Source organism: Pseudomonas sp. B21-017, from assembly GCF_024749245.1.
Classification (GTDB): domain Bacteria; phylum Pseudomonadota; class Gammaproteobacteria; order Pseudomonadales; family Pseudomonadaceae; genus Aquipseudomonas.
The window spans coordinates 5,014,394-5,031,185 of the sequence record NZ_CP087194.1 but is presented as its reverse complement, the minus strand read 5'-3'; the positions used below and the strand labels follow the sequence as shown (position 1 = coordinate 5,031,185).

The 16,792-nt window shown below is 59.2% G+C and carries 17 protein-coding genes and 1 tRNA gene; 12 read left to right on the top strand and 6 right to left on the bottom strand.

Translation table 11 applies throughout. From position 1 onward, the window contains the following. The first annotated feature begins 47 nt into the window (after positions 1–47). Positions 48–1,478 carry a DegQ family serine endoprotease gene (locus LOY28_RS22675; RefSeq protein WP_019647985.1) on the top strand — a complete coding sequence of 477 codons (1,431 nt, stop codon included), beginning with the start codon at positions 48–50 and terminating at the stop codon, positions 1,476–1,478. 75 nt (positions 1,479–1,553) lie between these two features. On the opposite strand, the gene LOY28_RS22670 is transcribed toward LOY28_RS22675, so the two are convergent. Continuing rightward, on the bottom strand, positions 1,554–2,987 hold the full coding sequence (locus LOY28_RS22670) for a M48 family metalloprotease (protein ID WP_258612576.1): 1,434 nt from the start codon (positions 2,985–2,987) through the stop codon (positions 1,554–1,556). A gap of 97 nt (positions 2,988–3,084) precedes the next feature. On the opposite strand from LOY28_RS22670, the gene LOY28_RS22665 reads away from it, so the two are divergent. Together LOY28_RS22665 and LOY28_RS22660 are read left to right on the top strand one after the other, a co-directional pair. Continuing rightward, positions 3,085–3,324: a sulfurtransferase TusA family protein gene (locus LOY28_RS22665; protein ID WP_007941445.1), complete on the top strand. Its 240-nt coding sequence runs from the start codon at positions 3,085–3,087 to the stop codon at positions 3,322–3,324. 31 nt (positions 3,325–3,355) lie between these two features. Beyond that, positions 3,356–4,426, top strand: a complete 1,071-nt coding sequence (locus LOY28_RS22660) for an AI-2E family transporter (protein WP_018926779.1) — start codon at positions 3,356–3,358, stop codon at positions 4,424–4,426. Positions 4,427–4,534: 108 nt separating this feature from the next. Here the strand turns inward: LOY28_RS22660 and LOY28_RS22655 are convergent, their stop codons facing one another. Next, positions 4,535–5,008: a peroxiredoxin gene (locus LOY28_RS22655; protein WP_018926778.1), complete on the bottom strand. Its 474-nt coding sequence runs from the start codon at positions 5,006–5,008 to the stop codon at positions 4,535–4,537. A 10-nt stretch (positions 5,009–5,018) separates the two neighbouring features. After that, entirely contained in the window at positions 5,019–5,579 is a 561-nt protein-coding gene (locus tag LOY28_RS22650) for a glycine cleavage system protein R (RefSeq protein WP_007898662.1), read from the bottom strand. 326 nt (positions 5,580–5,905) lie between these two features. Between LOY28_RS22650 and dapA the strand changes: the two genes are divergently transcribed. From dapA to LOY28_RS22610, 8 genes are all read left to right on the top strand, one after another. Continuing rightward, positions 5,906–6,784: a 4-hydroxy-tetrahydrodipicolinate synthase gene (dapA, locus tag LOY28_RS22645; RefSeq protein ID WP_007941448.1), complete on the top strand. Its 879-nt coding sequence runs from the start codon at positions 5,906–5,908 to the stop codon at positions 6,782–6,784. A 17-nt stretch (positions 6,785–6,801) separates the two neighbouring features. Then, the gene (bamC, locus tag LOY28_RS22640; protein ID WP_018926776.1) at positions 6,802–7,917 is read left to right on the top strand and encodes an outer membrane protein assembly factor BamC; all 1,116 of its coding nucleotides are present in this window, start codon (positions 6,802–6,804) and stop codon (positions 7,915–7,917) included. A 4-nt stretch (positions 7,918–7,921) separates the two neighbouring features. Further along, positions 7,922–8,680 carry an MBL fold metallo-hydrolase gene (locus LOY28_RS22635; RefSeq protein WP_019580834.1) on the top strand — a complete coding sequence of 253 codons (759 nt, stop codon included), beginning with the start codon at positions 7,922–7,924 and terminating at the stop codon, positions 8,678–8,680. A 28-nt stretch (positions 8,681–8,708) separates the two neighbouring features. Next, the gene (gene purC / locus LOY28_RS22630) at positions 8,709–9,422 is read left to right on the top strand and encodes a phosphoribosylaminoimidazolesuccinocarboxamide synthase (protein WP_018926775.1); all 714 of its coding nucleotides are present in this window, start codon (positions 8,709–8,711) and stop codon (positions 9,420–9,422) included. An 84-nt stretch (positions 9,423–9,506) separates the two neighbouring features. Continuing rightward, a tRNA-Ser gene (locus LOY28_RS22625) sits at positions 9,507–9,596 on the top strand. Between the two features lie 339 nt (positions 9,597–9,935). Next, the gene (locus tag LOY28_RS22620) at positions 9,936–10,127 is read left to right on the top strand and encodes a DUF1508 domain-containing protein (RefSeq protein ID WP_018926774.1); all 192 of its coding nucleotides are present in this window, start codon (positions 9,936–9,938) and stop codon (positions 10,125–10,127) included. 169 nt (positions 10,128–10,296) lie between these two features. Further along, a complete protein-coding gene (locus LOY28_RS22615; RefSeq protein ID WP_018926773.1) occupies positions 10,297–11,223 on the top strand; it encodes a LysR substrate-binding domain-containing protein in 927 nt (308 codons plus the stop codon). A 52-nt stretch (positions 11,224–11,275) separates the two neighbouring features. Further along, the gene (locus LOY28_RS22610) at positions 11,276–11,638 is read left to right on the top strand and encodes a 5-carboxymethyl-2-hydroxymuconate Delta-isomerase (RefSeq protein WP_258612575.1); all 363 of its coding nucleotides are present in this window, start codon (positions 11,276–11,278) and stop codon (positions 11,636–11,638) included. Between the two features lie 3 nt (positions 11,639–11,641). Here the strand turns inward: LOY28_RS22610 and LOY28_RS22605 are convergent, their stop codons facing one another. The 3 genes from LOY28_RS22605 to LOY28_RS22595 all read right to left on the bottom strand — a co-directional run bounded on the left by LOY28_RS22605 (position 11,642) and on the right by LOY28_RS22595 (position 14,872). Further along, positions 11,642–12,577 carry a LysR family transcriptional regulator gene (locus tag LOY28_RS22605; RefSeq protein WP_019020897.1) on the bottom strand — a complete coding sequence of 312 codons (936 nt, stop codon included), beginning with the start codon at positions 12,575–12,577 and terminating at the stop codon, positions 11,642–11,644. A gap of 147 nt (positions 12,578–12,724) precedes the next feature. After that, positions 12,725–13,672 (bottom strand): DMT family transporter, encoded by a 948-nt coding sequence (locus LOY28_RS22600; RefSeq protein ID WP_018926770.1) that lies wholly within the window; start codon positions 13,670–13,672, stop codon positions 12,725–12,727. A gap of 15 nt (positions 13,673–13,687) precedes the next feature. Then, positions 13,688–14,872 carry a cyanate transporter gene (locus LOY28_RS22595; RefSeq protein ID WP_258612574.1) on the bottom strand — a complete coding sequence of 395 codons (1,185 nt, stop codon included), beginning with the start codon at positions 14,870–14,872 and terminating at the stop codon, positions 13,688–13,690. Positions 14,873–15,286: 414 nt separating this feature from the next. On the opposite strand from LOY28_RS22595, the gene LOY28_RS22590 reads away from it, so the two are divergent. Further along, positions 15,287–16,669, top strand: coding sequence for a glutamine synthetase family protein (locus tag LOY28_RS22590; RefSeq protein WP_258612573.1), 1,383 nt, complete (start codon positions 15,287–15,289; stop codon positions 16,667–16,669). The last annotated feature ends 123 nt before the right edge of the window (positions 16,670–16,792 follow it).

Below are 16,792 nucleotides of genomic sequence, written 5' to 3'. Positions count from 1 at the left end.
TTCCTTGCTCCATATCGCTTAACCATGCTCGTCGTAACGGGAGCCGTATGTCGATACCACGCTTGAAGTCTTATCTCTCCATTTTTGCCACCGTGCTGGTGCTCGGTCAGGCGGTCACTGCGCAAGCGGCCGACTTGCCTGACTTCACGCAACTGGTCGAGCAGGCCTCGCCCGCGGTGGTGAATATCAGTACTACCCAGAAGTTGCCGGAACGCAAAGTGTCCAGCGAGCAAATGCCTGATCTTGAAGGCTTGCCGCCGATGCTGCGCGAGTTCTTTGAACGTGGTATGCCGCAGCAGCCACGCTCACCTCGTGGCGATCGCCAGCGCGAAGCGCAGTCCCTGGGATCGGGTTTCATCATTTCGCCTGACGGCTACATCCTGACAAACAACCATGTGATCGCCGATGCCGACGAGATTCTCGTGCGCCTCGCCGATCGCAGTGAGTTGAAAGCCAAGCTGATCGGTACCGATCCGCGTTCCGACGTCGCCTTGCTGAAAATCGAAGGCAAGAACCTGCCGGTTCTGAAGCTCGGCAAATCGCAGGACCTGAAGGCCGGTCAGTGGGTCGTGGCCATCGGCTCGCCGTTCGGCTTTGATCACACAGTGACCCAAGGCATCGTCAGTGCCATCGGTCGCAGCCTGCCGAACGAAAACTATGTTCCGTTCATCCAGACCGACGTGCCGATCAACCCGGGTAACTCCGGTGGTCCGCTGTTCAACCTGGCCGGTGAAGTGGTCGGCATCAACTCGCAGATCTACACCCGTTCCGGCGGCTTCATGGGCGTGTCGTTCGCGATCCCTATCGATGTGGCGATGGACGTTTCCAATCAGCTGAAAAGCGGCGGTAAAGTCAGCCGTGGCTGGTTGGGTGTGGTGATCCAGGAAGTGAGCAAAGATCTGGCCGAGTCGTTCGGTCTTGAGAAACCGGCCGGTGCGCTGGTGGCTCAGATCCAGGATGACGGTCCGGCTGCCAAGGGTGGCCTGCAAGTGGGCGACGTGATCCTGAGCATGAACGGTCAACCGATCGTCATGTCCGCCGATCTGCCGCACTTGGTGGGTGCGCTGAAGGCCGGCTCGAAAGCCAATCTTGAGGTGATCCGCGAAGGCAAACGCAAGAATGTCGAGCTGACCGTCGGCGCTATCCCTGAAGAAGGCAAAGAGCTGGACGCCCAGCCTAAATCTGGCGCGGAGCGCAGCAGCAATCGCCTGGGTGTTTCCGTGGCCGAATTGACCGATGAGCAGAAGAAAGCCTACGACCTTAAAGGTGGTGTGGTAATCAAGGACGTGCAGGACGGTCCTGCTGCCCTGATCGGCTTGCAGCCTGGTGATGTGATCACTCACCTGAACAACCAGGCGATCGGCTCCACCAAGGAGTTCACCGAGATTGCCAAGGCGTTGCCGAAGAACCGCTCGGTGTCGATGCGGGTTCTGCGCCAGGGTCGCGCCAGCTTCATCACCTTCAAGCTGGCTGAATAAACCGGTTGTCGGCTGAATAAAAAACCGCCTCGAAAGAGGCGGTTTTTTTGTACCTGAATTTTGACCTCGAAGCGGTCAGCCCATCATGTCCTTGACCATGCGTTCCTGCTCCATCAGCTCGCGTTGCCGTGCGTCGATCCGCGATGACAGCGGGAAGTTGCTGCCCGCCTTGCGTTTGGCGAAGTCCAGTTGCTGGATCGCCTGGCGATAATCGCCGATCAGTGCGAAGTACTCTGCACGAGCTTGATGCAGGCCGATGATGTTGCCCGACAGGCCGCGAGTCTCGGCCACCAGGTACCAGACGTCCGGATCTTCGGGGCGGGTCTTGAGCAGGTTCTCCAGCGCTTTTTCCGCATCGGCTGCTCGATTCTGCTTGAGCAGCAGATCGACACGCACCTGATTCAGTGGGTAGTTGCCCGGATACTGAGTCAGCATCCGGTCAACCCGTGACTGAGCATCGGGCAGACGATTATTGGTGATGTCCAGATCGACCTGCGCCAGGTTGTAGATGATCTCGTTCGGCGACTTGGTCAGCAGCTGCTTGAGGTTCTCGCGAGCTTCATTCAGCTGGCCGCCCTTGATCTGGGCGATTGCCAGGCCATAGCGCGCGACGTCGTTTTTCGGGTTTTCATCGAGTTGGGCGCGGAAGCGCTTGGCACCCAAGCCTGGGGTTTCTTCATAGATCAGCTGCACGCGTGCACGAATCAGCTGATAACGCATGCTGTCTTCGATACCGCCCGGTTTGGCCTGTTCGGCACGGTTGCGGGTGTCGGCGATACGCGATTCGGTCACCGGGTGAGTCAGCAGGAATTCCGGCGGCTTGGCATCGTAGCGGTACTGGCGCATCAGCCGTTCGAACATGGTCGGCATCGAGCGCGGATCGTAACCGGCCTTCTCCAGATTCATGATGCCGATACGGTCGGCTTCCTGTTCGTTCTGGCGCGAGAACCGTCGTTGTTCCTGCATCGCCGCCGCCTGGGTGCCGGCAATGGTTGCGATCCCGGCATCGCCTGCGCCGGCAGCGGCAATCACGATCCCGGCCAGCAATGCAGCCATCATAGGAACTTGCATGCGTTGCGAGGCTTCGACACCACGGGCGAAGTGACGCTGCGACAAGTGGGCCAGTTCGTGGGCCAGGACCGAGGCATATTCGCCTTCGGTCTGGGCGTTGAGGAACAAGCCCCCGTTGACGCCGACGATCCCGCCCGGCGCAGCGAAAGCGTTGAGCTGTGGGCTGTTGATCAGGATGAACTCCAGGCGTCGGTCATTGACCTGGCTGGTCTCCACCAGTCGGTAGATGCTCGACTCGACGTAATCCTTGAGTTGCGGATCGTTGAGTTGCGACACCTGGCTGCGCAGCATCGCCAGCCACGCACGGCCCAGTTGGTATTCCTGTTGCGGCGAGACGATGGCAGAACTGGCGTCACCGAGTGACGGCAAGTCGTCGGCGAAGCCCGGTGAGGCGAGCAGGCAAGCGAGCGTCAGCAGGGTAGGGCGCAAAAAAGTCATGCACAAAGCCTTAGTCGACAAAGACGTTACTGTAGCCGGACACTACGCTTGGGACCAGATATTCTAAGCGACTCAACCCCTGCCCCGGAGTGATTCGATGACTGACGCTGTAACCCACGACGCCGAGCTGGACGCCAGCGGTCTGAATTGTCCGCTGCCGTTGCTCAAGGCCAAGATGGAACTCAACCGACTGGCCAGCGGGGCGGTGCTCAAGGTGATTGCCACCGATGCGGGCTCTCAGCGCGATTTTCGCACCTTTGCCCGATTGGCCGGTCATACGCTGCTTCGTGAAGAAGATGAGGCGGGCGTTTACCGCTATTGGTTGAAAAAAGCCTGAAACCTGCGGCGTTCGTTCCTAAGGATTATTGATGTTCAAAGTGTTACGCGACTGGATTCAGCGCTATTTCTCGGATGAAGAGGCCGTGGTGCTGGCGGTGCTGCTGTTTCTGGCATTTACCGCCGTACTCACCCTGGGTGGAATGCTTGCGCCAGTGCTGGCCGGGATGGTGCTGGCGTATCTGATGCAGGGGTTGGTGGTGATCCTCGAGCGCCTGCGTCTGCCGGGGGCCGCGGCGGTGGGGCTGGTCTTCGCGTTGTTCATGGGGGGGCTGCTGGTATTCATCCTCGTCGTGGTGCCATTGCTTTGGCATCAGTTGATCACGCTGTTCAACGAATTGCCCGGCATGCTCGCCAAGTGGCAATCACTGCTATTGCTGCTGCCCGAGCGTTATCCGCATCTGGTGTCGGATGAGCAAGTGCTACAGGCAATCGAAGTGGCGCGGGGCGAGATCGGCAAATTCGGCCAGTGGGCGCTGACGTTCTCGTTGTCGAGCTTGCCGCTGCTGGTGAACATCATGATCTACCTGGTGCTAGTGCCGATCCTGGTGTTCTTCTTCCTCAAGGACCGGGAGATGATCGGCCAGTGGGTGCGTGGTTACCTGCCGCGGGAGCGAGCGCTGATCACTCGAGTCGCCCAGGAAATGAACCGGCAGATTGCCAATTACATTCGTGGCAAGGTCATCGAAATCTTCATTTGTGGGGGCGTGACCTACATCGCTTTCGTGGCGCTGGGGCTCAACTATGCGGCGCTGCTGGCGTTGTTGGTGGGTGTGTCGGTAGTGGTGCCCTATGTCGGGGCGGTGGTGGTGACCGTGCCGGTGCTGCTGATTGCGCTGTTCCAATGGGGGTGGAGCGATCAGTTCATCTATTTGATGGCGGTCTACGGGATCATCCAGACGCTGGACGGTAACGTGCTGGTGCCGCTGCTGTTCTCGGAGGCGGTCAACCTGCACCCGGTGGCGATCATCTGCGCGGTGCTGCTGTTTGGCGGGTTGTGGGGCTTTTGGGGCGTGTTCTTTGCGATTCCCCTGGCGACGTTGTTCAAAGCCGTGCTGGATGCCTGGCCGCGCAAGGAGCCGGAGGTGTCGCCGCTGCTTTGATCGTCGATTTGAGGGCCTCTTTGCGGGCAAGCCCGCTCCCACAGGGTTCATACCATCCCTATGGGAGCGGGCTTGCCCGCGAAGGCGTCCGAATAGACGCCCAAAAAATCAGGCCTTGTTCAGCGCCTGAGCAGCCGCCAAAACCGCATCCACATGCCCCGGCACCTTCACGCCGCGCCATTCCTGACGCAGCACGCCATCCTTGTCGATCAGGAACGTGCTGCGATCAACACCCATATATTCCTTGCCGTAGAGCTTTTTAAGCTTGATCACGTCGAACAGCTGACAGATGGCTTCGTCCTTGTCGCTGATCAGCTCGAAGGGGAACTCCTGCTTGCACTTGAAGTTTTCGTGAGACTTCAGGCTGTCGCGAGATAGGCCGAACACCTCGGTGTTGGCCGCCTTGAACGCCGCGTACTGGTCGCGAAAACCCTGGCCTTCGGTGGTGCAGCCCGGCGTGCTGTCCTTCGGGTAGAAATAAATCACCACTTGCTTGCCTTTGAGGGCCGCGAGGCTGACGGTCTGCCCGCTGGTGGCGGGTGCTTCGAAGTCGGCAACCGGTTGGTCGATGGCTACGGCCATGAAAGCTTCCTTACATTGGGTTTTGTGGGCGCCACGGTTCAATCAGTGCGTCCAGGTTCATGGCGTCGGCGAAATCCAGGAACTGGTCGCGCAGCCAGCTGATCTGGGTGCCGGCCGGCAAGGTCACGGTAAACGTGGCGTTGAGCATGGTGCCGCCGGTCTGCGGAGCCTGATAGGTGTCGCAGGTCAGATTCTCCAGCTCGACGTTGTGGTCCATGAAGAACTGGCACAGCTCGTTGATGATGTCCGGGCGGTAGGCCGAGCTGACGTAGGCGACGTACGGCAGGGCCTGGGGGCGGTTCTCCAGGGCTGCGCTGCGCACCACGTTGACAGTGAAAGCGTGTCGTTTGGCCAGTACTGGCAGACTGCCTTCGAGGCGCGCCAGGGCGTCCCAGCTGCCGGAGATCTCAAGGATCAGCGCGCTGCATTCGCCATGACGCGTCAGGCGAGAGGTGACCACGGCGCAGCGGTTTTCATGGCTGGCGCGGCACAGGACGTTAGTCAGCTCCATGGGGTTGGCGCCGAGGGCACTGATGACAAGGAATTGTTCGCGAACTGTGGGGGTGGACATGCAGCATTCCTAAAGCGATGAGCGGTCGATACTGTTTATGGGCTTTTTGCCGGGACGAGCCTGCGGATGCGAATTCACAAACCCCCAGCCGAAGGTTGCAACGTGCTCCAGTATGGCAAGAGCGAGGGGTGGCAACGCTGGATCGGGGCTTGTGATGCCGAAAATGGAGGCTGGAAACCGGCGTACGAGCTTATCAGTACCGATCAAAGTCTGAAGGGTAGCGAAAAGCAGCGCCAAGGGGAATGGCGGCAGCGCAGTACTTCGCTTGTACAAGCATCTTGGCGCCAGTACCATTACCGCTCTCTTTTTCCGGCAGGAGCGGTTGCATGATTGCGGGCAGTATGGTGGCACTGGTCACACCCATGGATGCACAGGGTCGTCTCGACTGGGACAGCCTGAGCAAACTGGTGGACTTCCACCTGCAAGAGGGCACCAACGCCATCGTGGCGGTCGGCACTACGGGTGAGTCGGCCACGCTTGACGTGAACGAGCACATCGAAGTGATTCGTCGCGTGGTTGCCCAGGTTGCAGGGCGTATTCCGGTGATCGCCGGTACGGGCGCCAATTCGACGCGTGAAGCGATCGAACTGACGACCAACGCGAAGAACGCTGGCGCCGATGCGTGCCTGCTGGTAACCCCTTATTACAACAAGCCGACGCAAGAAGGCCTGTACCTGCACTTCCGCGCCATCGCCGAAGCGGTCGATATCCCGCAGATTCTTTACAATGTGCCGGGTCGTACCGCGTGCGACATGCAGGCCGAGACGGTAATCCGCCTGTCGACCGTGAAGAACATCATCGGCATCAAGGAAGCCACGGGCGACCTGCAGCGCGCCAAGGACATCCTGGCCGGCGTGAGCAGCGACTTCCTGGTCTATTCCGGTGACGATGCGACCGCGGTCGAGCTGATGCTGCTCGGTGGCAAGGGCAACATTTCGGTGACCGCCAACGTTGCGCCGCGCGCCATGAGCGAGCTGTGCGCCGCTGCGATGGCCGGTGATGCCGTCAAAGCCCGGGCGATCCACGAAAAGCTGATGCCACTCAATAAAACCCTGTTTATCGAATCCAACCCTATCCCCGTGAAATGGGCGCTGCATGAAATGGGCCTGATGCCGGACGGTATCCGTCTGCCGCTCACCTGGCTCAGTGCTGCCTGTCACGAACCGCTGCGGCAGGCCATGCGCCAGTCCGGCGTCCTGGTTTAATTGAGGAAGTACTACGCATGAAGCGAATGGCCGGACTTTCCGCACTTGCCTTGATTATCTCCAGCACCAGTGGCTGCGGATGGATCTGGGGCCCGGAAGGTTACTTCCGTGACCGTGGTAGCGATTACCTGGAAGCGCAACAGACTGCACCGATGCAACTGCCACCGAACGTCAGCACCTCCAAGCGTCTGGATCCACTGTTGCCGATCCCGCGCAATGTGGCCGACGATACCGCCAAGGGCGAATATGTCGTGCCTCGTCCGCAGCCGCTGTCGGCGGCGGCTGATATCAGCGCCTACTCGTTGCAGAAGAGCGGCGATTCGCGTTGGATCATGGCGCAGAACCCACCGGCCGAAGTCTGGCCAGTGGCCGTGCAGTTCTTCCAGGACAACGGTTTCCGTCTGGACGAACAGCGCCCGCAAACCGGTGAATTCACTACCACTTGGCAGCATTCCGACGAACTGTCCGCAGCCATGGCCAAGCGCCTGAGCGCGGCCGGTGTCGGCGCCGACAGCGAAACCCGCGTACGGGTGCGTATCGAGCCAGGCGTGCAGCGCAACACCAGTGAAGTCTATGTGGTCAGCGCCGAGCGTCCTGCCGGCAGCACCGCCAACGTCGACTTCACCAATCGTTCGGTCAATACCGGCCTGGACGCAGCATTGGTCGACGACATGCTCGCGAGCATGAGCCGTACTTCGGAGAAGGGCGGTTCGGTCTCCATGCTGGCCTCGCGTGATTTCGATACGCCAAGCCGTGTCAGCCTGACCGAGGATGGCAGTGGCAACCCGGTGCTCAACGTCGGTACCGACCTGGATCGTGCCTGGTCGAGCGTCGGTCGTGCGCTGGAACAGGGCGAATGGCGTGTTGAGGACATCAACCGCAGCCTGGGCCTGTACTACATCAACCTCGCCGAAAAGGCCGAGAAGAAGGATGAGCAGCCAGGTTTCTTCGGCAGCCTGTTCGGCAGCAAGCCGAACAAGGAAGAAGTTGAAGCCCGTGCCGAGCGTTATCAGGTTCGCCTGAGCAAGGTCGGCGAGAACGTACAAGTTACCGTCGAGAAAAACATCAACACCGTGGCGCCAGCAGACGTGGCGCGCAAAGTGTTGACCGTGATTCAGGACAACCTGGGCTGATCGCATGCGTTTTGCCGTTCTCGGCAGCGGTAGCCAAGGGAACGGCACGCTGGTAGCCAGCGATGACACGTATGTGCTGGTGGATTGTGGTTTCTCCTTGCGGGAAACCGAAAAACGCCTGCTGCGCCTTGGGGTAAACCCTGCGCAGTTGAGCGCGATACTTGTGACCCACGAACATGCCGATCACGTGCATGGCGTGGGTTTGCTGTCTCGGCGTTACAATCTGCCTGTCTACCTCAGTCGCGGGACCCTGCGCGGGATGCGCAAACCGATTGAACCCGCGGGCTTTCTGGCTGGCGGCGAGCAACTGCAAATCGGCCCTCTGAGCATCGGCGTCATTGCCGTGGCCCATGATGCACAGGAGCCGACGCAGTATGTTTTCAGCGACGGTCAGCGGCGTTTCGGCCTGTTGACCGACCTGGGCTCATACTGCAACAAGGTGCTGGACGGCTATCGGGACCTCGATGCGTTGATGATCGAGGCCAACCATTGCCGTGACATGCTGGCTCGCGGTCACTACCCGTACTTTCTCAAGCAACGGGTGGGCGGTGAATTGGGACATTTGAACAACCATCAGGCGGCATTCCTGGTGGCCGAGTTGGGCTGGCAAGGCCTGCAACACCTGGTCCTGGCCCATCTGAGCAGCAAGAACAACCTGCCGCAGCTGGCCCGGCAATGTTTTGTCGACACCCTCGGGTGCGACCCGGACTGGCTGCAACTGGCCGATCAAGATTCAGGGCTCGACTGGCGACACATCGCCTAGCCCACCTACTTAGCAAGCGGAGCCCATCATGGAAAAACGTGAAGAACTCTACCGCGGCAAAGCCAAATCGGTTTACAAGACCGACGACGCTGACCGCTTGATCCTGCTGTTTCGCAACGACACCTCGGCGTTCGACGGCAAGCGTATCGAGCAGCTCGACCGCAAAGGCATGGTGAACAACAAGTTCAACGCTTTCATCATGCAGAAACTCGAAGCAGCCGGCGTGCCGACTCAATTCGACAAACTGCTGGGTGACAACGAATGCCTGGTGAAAAAACTCGACATGATTCCGGTCGAGTGCGTCGTGCGTAACTACGCCGCCGGCAGCCTGGTCAAGCGCCTGGGTGTTGAAGAGGGTATGAAGCTCAACCCTTACACCTTCGAACTGTTCCTGAAGGACGACGCCAAGGGCGACCCGTTCATCAACGAATCCCACGTAGTGGCATTCGGTTGGGGCACCGCCGAGCAACTGGTTCGCATGAAAGAACTGTCGCTCAAGGTCAACGAAGTACTGAGCAAACTGTTCGACGACGCCGGCCTGCTGCTGGTCGACTTCAAACTCGAATTTGGCGTGTTCTCCGACGGCTCCATCGTTCTGGGCGACGAATTCAGCCCGGACGGCTGCCGTCTGTGGGACAAGGCCACCAAGAAGAAAATGGACAAGGACCGCTTCCGTCAGGGCCTCGGTGACGTCATCGAAGCCTACGAAGAAGTCGCCAACCGTCTGGGCGTACCGCTTTAATCGACGCAAGCATCTGATAGCACGGAAAAAAATCGCTAAAGGGGGTTCGCTTCCAGCGATTGTGCTGTTATGATGCGCGCCGTTGGAGAGATGCCAGAGTGGCCGAATGGGACGGATTCGAAATCCGTTGTACCTTCACCGGTACCTAGGGTTCGAATCCCTATCTCTCCGCCATACATAGAAAAGCCCCGTAGATGAGAATCTACGGGGCTTTTTCGTTTGCGCAGCTTTTTCCATCGGGTCACTTTCGCATCCGTCCCGCTTTTTCCCCAAGCTTTTGGTGTCGGAAAAATCAGCACGACAGAGTAAGAAAGATATGTCCATCCACAGGAAAAGTTACTTCGCCAAGTCGTTCTAATTACCGTCCCCCGTATTCATTGATCGTTTCGGCAATCAAGGTTTTTCCTTCGAAATATCCCCTGACATTGAAAGACGTTGCCGCAAAAATTCCTCATCTACTCTGGTTTCGCAGGTCTCTGATCTGTCGTAATCAGCCATCGCAAGGAGCGATCAATGTACTTTGAGATTTACAGGCAAACCCGTGGCACCTCACAGACCGGCAAGGGCCAATGGCGCTGGCGTTTGCGAGCGGGGAATCATGAAACGATTGCCAGTGGGGAGGCTTACGTCAACAAGTCTGATTGCGTGCATGCCATCGATTTGATCAAAGGGACTCAAGAGCAGACACCGGTCAAGGAGATATAGGTTCCAGGCGGTGAAGCTGCTCAATCAGAGCAGCTTCGTTTCAGTCGGGCGCTCCTGAGTGGTGAGTGCCCCCGGATTTTATGGATCGGGTCGTTTGCCAACCTGCATAGACGCCGATCGCGACACCTCCCTAAACTGTCATCCAGTCTTGGGGACCGGGGTGCAACGGATGAATCGCAACGAACTACGCAAGGCCGACATCAACCTGATGGTGGTGTTCGAGACATTGATGCTCGAACGCAACGTCACGCGGGTGGCGGAGAAGCTGTTCCTTGGTCAGCCGACCATCAGTGCGGCGCTGAACCGCTTGCGGACGATGTTCAACGATCCGCTGTTCATTCGGGTCGGCCATCGCATGGAGCCGACAGCGCGGGCCGAGGAGATTATTCAGCACCTGTCGCCGGCACTGGATTCGCTGTCGGTGGCCTTGAGCCTGACCCACGATTTCGATCCGCTCAGCAGCACCATGACGTTTCGCATCGGTCTGTCGGACGATGTCGAGTTCGGTCTGTTACCGCCACTGCTGCGTTCTTTGCGCCAGGAAGCGCCGAAGGTGGTGTTCGTGGTCCAGCATGTCGACTACTGGCGCATTCCCGACTTGCTGGCGTCTGGCGATATCACCGTTGGTATCAGCCAGACCCGCGGCCTGCCGGCCAACGCCAAACGCAAGTTGTTGCGACATATCCAGCCCAGTATCTTGCGTGCAGATGCGTCGGACACGCCGTTGACCCTCGATGAATATTGCGCGCGGCCGCACGTGCTGGTGTCCCACACCGCCAATGTCAGTGGCTACGCCGATGAATGGCTGGCGGAGATTGGCCGAACACGCCACGTCGTGCTGTCCGTTCCGCAATACAGCTCATTGCCGGCGTTGCTCGCCGGCACCGATCTGATCGCCAGCCTGCCTGACTACACGGCGGAGGCGATGGCTGCGTCAGGCCAACTGTTCAAGGAGCCGTTTCCGTTCAAGACGCCGACCCTGGACCTGTCCATGGTCTGGCTCAGCCATGTCGACAGCGACCCGGCTGAACGCTGGCTGCGCTCGCGCCTGGAGGCGTTCATGAGTGAACGTCCGATCCTTCCGCTGACAGAGTGAGCAGGGCGGTGTTATATCTACGACCTTTCTGCCAATCCTCAGGAACCCCGTCATGCCCCACCTGCACATGGAATACACCGCCAACCTGTCCGAACTGAATGCCGATGTGGCATTGATGCGACTCAACAACGCGCTGGTCGCTTCGGGGCAGTTTGAAGAGTTCGACATCAAGGCCCGTGCGGTGAAGGTCGAGACTTTCAGGGTGGGTACCGCACCGGGCGAGCGGGCGTTCATGCATGTAAAGCTGTCGTTATTGAGCGGTCGCTCGCCGCAGATCAAGAAGCAGTTGTCCGAAAGCCTGCTGGCCGTGGTGCAGGATGTGTGCGAATGGCCGGTCGGGGTTGAGGTTCAACTCTGTGTGGAAATCATCGACATCGATCGAGAGTCCTACACCAAGACTGCCATCGGCCTCTGAGTTTCAGGCCATTTCCTGCTCGGCGCAGGCCTTGATCACTTGCTCGCGCAGCCAGGTGTTGGCGCTGTCCTGGTCGACGCTTTGACTCCACTGCATGTCCAGGGTGAAGCCCGGTAAACCATTGGGCGCTTCGCAGTGATTGAAGATCGCCTCATTGGCCAGCAATTGCTGGATGCGCCGGGGCAAGGTCAGGATGAAGTCGGTGCCGGTGATCATCTTCAGTGCCGCGCTGTAGCTGTTGGAGCGCGCGACAATCTGGCGTTTGTGGGCCTGTTGAGCCAGCCAGCCGTCAACCATGTTGGTGGTGGACGTCCAGGGCGTCGGGAACACATGCCGACGTTCCGTGAACGCTTGCAGGCTCAAGCGCGGCTCCAGCGGCGTGGCGCGTTTGTCGAAGACGCAGACCAGATCGTCCTCCAGTAGTCGTCTGGAGTTGAAGTCGGTGTGGCTTCGATGAAAGTTCGGGCCGAAACAGACCACCAGGTCGAGGCTGCCGTCGCGCAGTTCTTCGGCCGGGATGTCGGTTTCGAACTTGTGCATGTTGACCATCACCGGCAGGTCGGCGAAATCGAAGCTCTTCAACAGGCGCGGCAGGATCAGTTGCTCGAAGTATTCCGGCGCACAGATATTGAAGGTGACTGGTTGCAAGGTCGGATCGAACGTTGGTGTCCCGGCGTGACACAGGTTGATGCTTTCGAGAATCTTCAGCACATGGGCATACATGGTGCTGGCTTTGTAGGTGGGGCGCATACCCGTGCGGGTATTGATGAATAACTCGTCTTCGAAACTGGTGCGCAGTTTTTTCAGGCAGTAACTCACGGTGGACTGGCTGACGCAAAGTGCCTCCGACACACCGGTGACGCTGCTTTGCTCATACACGGCAACAAACACCATGAGGTCTTGCATATCGAGCTTTCTAAGCAAGTTACTGTTCAGCATCCGTTCTGTCTCGCTGTGCTCCTTGCGCTGACCGTGCGCAAACGTGTGCGAATGATCTTAGCGGAACGATAGTACCAAGAGAATGCCTTGTAGGATGTTTCATGGTCAGTTGTGGGACAGATAGTGTTATGAACACGACCTGTGAATTCAATCGCCCGAAACATGGCCAGAGGCCTTCAGCGCTGATTGCTGTGCAGGCATCGCATCGCGACTGGATATTAACAGCGCCAACATGCCGACGCCCACCAGAGACGCGCCTATGATTTCCAGGGCGCGTGGCGACTGGCGTAACCACAACCAGTGGAACAGTGTGATGAACAGGGTGCTCAGGTAGATGTAGGAAATGACTGAGGAAGGGGCGATCACGCCAATGGCTCGATGCAGCAGCCAGAAAGTCGCCAGGGTGGCAAACAGGGCCAGGTAGATCAACCACCAGAGATCGCTCGCGCTCAGCAACGACGCCGAACGCCAGCCGCCGCTGAATCCACAAAACGCCAATAGAAACAGTGCGCCGAACAGCATGTTCCAGAAAGTCATGCCCACCGGGCCGCGCCCCTTGAGGCTGTTGGCCTTGAGCCGTTGACTCAGGGGCGAGTAGAGCGCCATTGCCAGGCAACCGACCGCATACACCGATACCGCATACAGCGACGGCAGTTCGCCGGGGCCTGCGCCTTTCAATACCAGCAGCATGGCGCCGGCCGCGGCAACCAGCATGGGCAACACGCGCTGTTTCAGGCGGCTGTCGGGTGTCAGGATGGCTTCGAACAGCAGTGTCAGCAACGGCACCAGAGTGAACATCGTCCCGGTGTTCACCGCCGAAGTGTAACGCAGTGCTTCGAACAACGAGCCGAAGTACAGCGCCAGCAGCATGCCGAGCACGGCATGACCGAGCAGGCCGCGGGCGGTCATGGCGGTATCGCCCTTGAACAGCAGCAGGGGTAAAAACACCAGGGCGCAACACAACAAGCGCAACCCGGTCAGCAGAATCGGGTCGATGGCCTGGCTGACCTGGGCTGCCGCGGAAAACGAGACGGCAATCAATAGTGCCCAGAGCAACATGCCAACGTGAGCGGCAGCAAAACCTGTGCGTTTCATGGTGGGGGTTCCGGGTTAATGAATGTGTTTGGCGTAATGCCGCGGATCGAAGCGCAGGACCATCAGAATCATCAGTGCCATGACGCCCATCAGTGACCACCAGGCCCATTCGAAACTGCCCAGTTGATCGCGAATCATCCCGGCGATCAGCGGCGAGAGGCCGGCGATCAGGTAACCGATGCCTTGCACGAAGGCGGTCAACCCACCCGCGCGTTGGGGATTGTCCAGATGATCCAGCGACACGATCAGGCTCATCGGGAACAGCCCGCCGATGCCCAGTCCCAGCAGGCACGGCCACAGCAGGCTCAGGTGTTGCGGGCTCAGAATCAGACCGCAAAAACCGGCCATGATCAGTGCCAGTAACACCACCAGCACCAGGCGCCGGTCACGGCTGCGGTTGGCGATGGCGGGCGTCAGTAGCCCCGACAACACTTCCATGGCCGTCAAAAAGCCCAGTAACAAGCCGGCCTGTTGTTCGCTCCAGCCTTTTTCCACGTAGTACGGTGCCAGCCAGGCCAGGACACAGGTGTAGGACGCCGTGCCCAGGCCGAAGAAGATTGCGAGTAACCAGGCGCGGGAATTGCGGAAAAAGGATTCTTTGCGGGACGACTTTTCCCCCAATGTCGGCATTCCCGTGCGTTGAGCGCACCAGAACAGCAACGCCGCCAGCGCCAGTGCCGCCCAGATCGCCAACCCCACTCGCCAACTGCCGGTGCGGGTCATCACCAACGGCGCGAATGACGCCGCAATTGCCGCGCCGGCCATGATCGACGTCACGTAGAGACCCATGTACACGGAAACGTTGTCGCTGAAACGGGACTTGATCAGGGCCGGCATCAGCGCCTGAATCAGCGCAATGCCGACGCCGGCCAGCACGGCGCTCAGGATCAGTTCCGTCGCCGAATCGAGGAACAACCGCGACACCGTGGCCAGGCCGATGATCAGCAGCGACAGCACTACGGTGCGCTGCTCGCCCAAGCGCTGACTGATGCCGATACCAAAGAACATCGCCAGTCCCATGGCCATGACTGGCAGCATGGTCAACAGCGAGGCCAGGCTGAAACTCAGCGGGATATCACCGCGAATGGCTGACAGCAACGGGCCGACAGCGGCCATGGAAGGACGCAGATTCAGGGCGACAAGAATGATGCTGAACATCAGCCAGGGGGCAGGGCGGGAGGTTGCGCGAACGTTTTCCATAATCGGACCTTCAGGAACAAGGAGCCGATTAGGCGCGCGAGCCCTGGAGGCGGCAAATCAGAAAGTCTGGAGCAGTATTTAGAAATTAAATAACTGTACCGCTCGGCTAATCCCCTTTAGCGAATAATCGATTGTTTAGCCAATCCACACCCAAGGTTCTTCAAATCCCGATTTAACGGCTTAACCGCCCGTGTGACGCTGCTGCTCATCTGTTTATCGCGGTCTTCTCTATGGACGGTTGTCCAGTCGCACTCCCTTCCGAACTCGCCTTCTGGGCCTTGTGGCACTGCCGTCACGCGCGCCCGCCGGATTCCTGCATCTCCCGTTGATTGTTCTGACAGGTCCCGCGCCATGCGCCGGGATCAAACCGGCGGCGCCTGTGCGTTTGCCTGACGCGGATAGACGAGAATTCCGATGAGCTGTGCCAAGACATCCTTCGCTACCAAAGAGCAAGCCCTGACCTTTCTTGAACAGAACCCGGATATCGAGATGTTCGAGCTGTTCATCCTCGACAATAACGGAGTGCCACGCGGCAAATTACTGCATCGCGATGAGTTGCTGGCGGTGTATGAAAGCGGTCGGCCACTACCGAGTACCATCCTGGGACTGACCATCAATGGCGATGACGTGGAAAACTCCGGTCTGGTCTGGGACGTCGGTGATATCGATTGCCGCGCTTATCCCGTCAGCGGCAGTTTGCAGCGCATGCCGTGGCGATTGATTCCCACGGCGGCGGTGCAGGTCAGCATGCATCCGCAAGAGGGCATGCCCGCGACCATCGCCGACCCACGGCACCTGCTGGCCAAGGTCGTCGAAGGCTTGCAGGCCGACGGTTATTACCCGGTGATGGCGGCGGAGCTGGAGTTCTATCTGCTGGATCAGCAGCGCGACGGCAACGGTCGGCCGCAACCGGCGCGGGATGTCGATGGCGGGCGGCCACGCGGGACTCAGGTCTACGGCTTGCGTGAACTGGAACAGATCGAGCCATTTCTGGCCGACCTCTACAGCGCCTGCAAGCTCCAGGGCATTCCGGCGCGCACGGCGATTTCCGAATACGCGCCGGGGCAAGTGGAAATCACCCTCGAACACCGCACCGACGCTTTGCAGGCGATGGACGAAGCCGTGCGCTACAAGCGGCTGGTCAAGGGCGTGGCGCAAAAGCACGGGATGACGGCTTGTTTCATGGCCAAGCCGTTCGATGACCTGGCCGGCACCGGCATGCACATGCATGTCAGCCTGGCGGACAAGGACGGCAATAACCTGTTCGCCAGCGAGGCCCCGGACGGCACGCCGCTGCTCAAACACGCGGTCGGCGGAATGCTCGCCACATTGCTCGATGCATTGCTGTTGTTCTGTCCGAACGCCAACTCGTACCGCCGTTTCCAGACCAACAGCTACGCCCCTCTGGCGGCTACCTGGGGCGTGGACAACCGCACCGTGAGTTTGCGAGTGCCCGGCGGGCCGGCATTCTCCCGGCATATCGAGCACCGTATTTGTGGTGCCGACGCCAACCCGTATCTGGCGGCGGCGGCGATCCTGGCCGGTATTCATCGCGGCATCCGCGAGCAACTTGACCCCGGGGCGCCGGTGGAGGGCAACGGTTACGCCCAGGCCGCGCAATTGTTGCCGACCGACTGGTTGACCACGTTGCGAGCGCTGGAAGGTTCGAATTGGGCCGGGGAAGCATTCGGCAGTGAGTTTCTAGGTGTCTATCTGGCAGTGAAACGCGCCGAATACCGGCAATTCATGGGCGAAGTCGGTGAGCAGGACTGGCGCTGGTATCTGCATCAGGCTTGAAACGGGTCGCCAGTGTTGGAAGTTTTGGCCTAATACCAGAAGCCAACTATTCGTTGGCTTCTTTTTCACGAAATATTGATGGTTGACTGATTAAGATTTGTGGCGTCTCGGTCAATGAAATTT